The 3,327-nt window shown below is 53.8% G+C and carries 1 tRNA gene and 2 rRNA genes; all 3 read right to left on the bottom strand.

Annotated elements, in window-relative coordinates:
• A tRNA-Met gene (locus GGQ93_RS16110) sits at positions 1-77 on the bottom strand.
• Positions 78-142: 65 nt separating this feature from the next.
• Positions 143-257: ribosomal RNA gene (rrf, locus tag GGQ93_RS16105) — 5S ribosomal RNA — on the bottom strand.
• Positions 258-344: 87 nt separating this feature from the next.
• Positions 345-3,130, bottom strand: a 23S ribosomal RNA gene (locus GGQ93_RS16100).
• Positions 3,131-3,327: the final 197 nt, after the last annotated feature.

The raw sequence follows: 3,327 nt of genomic DNA, 5'->3' as shown, positions 1-3,327 counted from the left end.
TGGGTGCGGGAGCAGGATTTGAACCTGCGACCTTCAGGTTATGAGCCTGACGAGCTACCGGGCTGCTCCATCCCGCGGCAGGGGTGGTTTGTGGAGGAAGAAGGGTTCGATAGGTTTTCATCATCGGCTGTCCGCCTGGTAGACCCGGCGGCGACCTACTCTCCCGCGCCTTGAGACGAAGTACCATTGGCTCTGGAGGGCTTAACGACCGAGTTCGGAATGGGATCGGGTGGGGAACCTCCGACATAGCCACCAGGTCAACGAGGCGGACAGCGGATGATGAGAAGACATTGTCGTGACGATCATCGGGTGATTGATGATCATCGAATGAGTTTTGCTGAGAAACGATCAAACCGATCGGATTATTAGTACCAGTAAGCTTCACGCGTCGCCGCGCTTCCACACCTGGCCTATCAACGTGGTAGTCTTCCACGATCCTCAGCGAAGCCTTGTTTTGAGGTTAGTTTCCCGCTTAGATGCTTTCAGCGGTTATCTATTCCATACTTAGCTACCCTGCTGCACAGCTGGCGCCATGACAGGTACACCAGAGGTATGTCCATCCCGGTCCTCTCGTACTAGGGACAGATCCTCTCAAGCTTCGAACACCCACGGCAGATAGGGACCAAACTGTCTCACGACGTTCTGAACCCAGCTCACGTACCACTTTAAATGGCGAACAGCCATACCCTTGGGACCTGCTCCAGCCCCAGGATGTGATGAGCCGACATCGAGGTGCCAAACTTTGCCGTCGATATGGACTCTTGGGCAAAATCAGCCTGTTATCCCTAGAGTACCTTTTATCCGTTGAGCGATGGCCCTTCCACTCGGGACCACCGGATCACTATGGCCGACTTTCGTCTCTGCTCGACTTGTCAGTCTCGCAGTCAGGCGAGCTTATGCCATTGCACTCGACGAGCGATTTCCGACCGCTCTGAGCTCACCATCGCGCGCCTCCGTTACACTTTGGGAGGCGACCGCCCCAGTCAAACTACCCACCACGCCATGTCCCGGGACCGGATAACGGTCCTCGGTTAGACGTCAACGACAGTAAGGGTGGTATTTCAAGGACGACTCCACCAGAGCTGGCGCCCCGGTTTCATAGTCTCCCACCTATCCTACACATACGGTCGCTAACGCCAAGGCGAAGCTATAGTAAAGGTTCATAGGGTCTTTCCGTCTGACCGCGGGAACCCCGCATCTTCACGGGGAATTCAATTTCACTGAGCCTGTGCTGGAGACAGTGGGGAAGTCGTTACGCCATTCGTGCAGGTCGGAACTTACCCGACAAGGAATTTCGCTACCTTAGGACCGTTATAGTTACGGCCGCCGTTTACCTGGGCTTCAGTTCGGAGCTTTCACTCCTCCCTTTAACCTTCAGGCACCGGGCAGGCGTCAGACCCTATACGTCGCATTGCTGCTTCGCAGAGCCCTGTGTTTTTGCTAAACAGTCGCTACCCCCTGGCTTGTGCCACTCAGTCCTGGTTGCCCAGGGTGAGTCACGCTTATTCCGAAGTTACGCGTGCAATTTGCCGAGTTCCTTCAGCACAGTTCTCTCAAACGCCTTGGTATGCTCTACCTGACCACCTGTGTCGGTTTCGGGTACGGTCTCTGCTGGAGTTATTTCCTGGGACGACGCCCCCGCACACACAATCCAATAAGTGGGTACGAGTTATGCCATCCGTCACTTCCAGCTGGTGCAGGAATATTTACCTGCTTCCCATCGACTACGCTTTTCAGCCTCGCCTTAGGGGCCGACTAACCCTGCGCAGATTAGCTTTACGCAGGAACCCTTGGTCTTTCGGCGAGAGTGTCTCTCACACTCTTATCGTTACTCATGTCAGCATTCTCACTTCCGATACCTCCAGCCAGGCTCACGCCTGACCTTCACCGGCTTACGGAACGCTCCGCTACCGCTTGCACAAAGTGCAAACCCATATCTTCGGCGACTGGCTTGAGCCCCGTTACATTTTCCGCGCAGGATCGCTTGATCAGTGAGCTGTTACGCTTTCTTTAAAGGATGGCTGCTTCTAAGCCAACCTCCTGATTGTCAAAGCAATCCCACATCGTTTCCCACTTAGCCAGTACTTGGGGGCCTTAGATGATGGTTAGGGTTGTTTCCCTTTTCACGACGGACGTTAGCACCCGCCGTGTGTCTGCCCGATAGTTCTCTTAGGTATTCGGAGTTTGGTTAGTATTGGTACCGCTCGCGCAGCCCGCAACCATCCAGTGCTCTACCCCCTAAGGAATTCGTCGGACGCTCTACCTAAATAGATTTCGCGGAGAACCAGCTATGTCCAAGTTTGATTGGCCTTTCACCCCTATCCACAAGTCATCCGAGAATTTTTCAACATTCACCGGTTCGGTCCTCCAGTTGGTGTTACCCAACCTTCAACCTGCTCATGGATAGATCACTTGGTTTCGGGTCGTCATACGTCGAACTTAGCGCCCTATTCAGACTCGCTTTCGCTGCGCCTACACCTAACGGCTTAAGCTTGCTCGACACATGAAGTCGCTGACCCATTATACAAAAGGTACGCCGTCACCCCGCTTGGGGGCTCCGACTGCTTGTAGGCTTCCGATTTCAGGATCTGTTTCACTCCCCTTGTCGGGGTGCTTTTCACCTTTCCCTCACGGTACTTGTTCACTATCGGTCGTAGAGGAGTACTTAGGCTTGGAGGGTGGTCCCCCCATGTTCAGACAGGATTTCACGTGTCCCGCCCTACTCGAGTCTCTTGCTGTTTGATGACTACGGGGCTTTCACCCACTATGGCCGACCTTTCCAGATCGTTCGTCTTTATTTCACAAGAGCACTGGCCTGGTCCCGGTTCGCTCGCCACTACTACGGGAGTCTCGGTTGATGTCCTTTCCTACGGGTACTGAGATGTTTCAGTTCCCCGCGTTCGCTTAATGAAGCCTATGTATTCAGCTCATTATACCTTTCAACAATCCGCCAATCGCTGACCCGGCCGAAGCCGGAACAGAGTTGGAAGACTGTAAAGGTGGGTTCCCCCATTCGGAAATAACCGGATCAAAGGGTGCTAGCGCCTCCCCGGTTCTTATCGCAGCTTGCCACGTCCTTCATCGCCTCTCTACGCCAAGGCATCCGTCAGAAGCCCTTCAACGTTTGATCGTTTCTCAGCAAAACTCATGCTTGGTGTTTTCCGCCCGACTGGAAAGATGCCGGGGGACCAAGCCTGATTTTTGTCAGACAATGTCTTCTTATCGAACCAGACCTAAAAGCTCAGGGGAGCCGGTCTCATTCTTCCTTCACAATATCAATGCACATCACCCATTCAGGTAACGGCAAACTTGTATGCGATGCGCGCC

The sequence above is a fragment of the Brevundimonas aurantiaca genome (assembly GCF_014199955.1).
Lineage (GTDB): Bacteria > Pseudomonadota > Alphaproteobacteria > Caulobacterales > Caulobacteraceae > Brevundimonas > Brevundimonas aurantiaca.
Note: the sequence above shows the minus strand (reverse complement) of the source record. Positions and strands in the feature narration are given on the sequence as shown.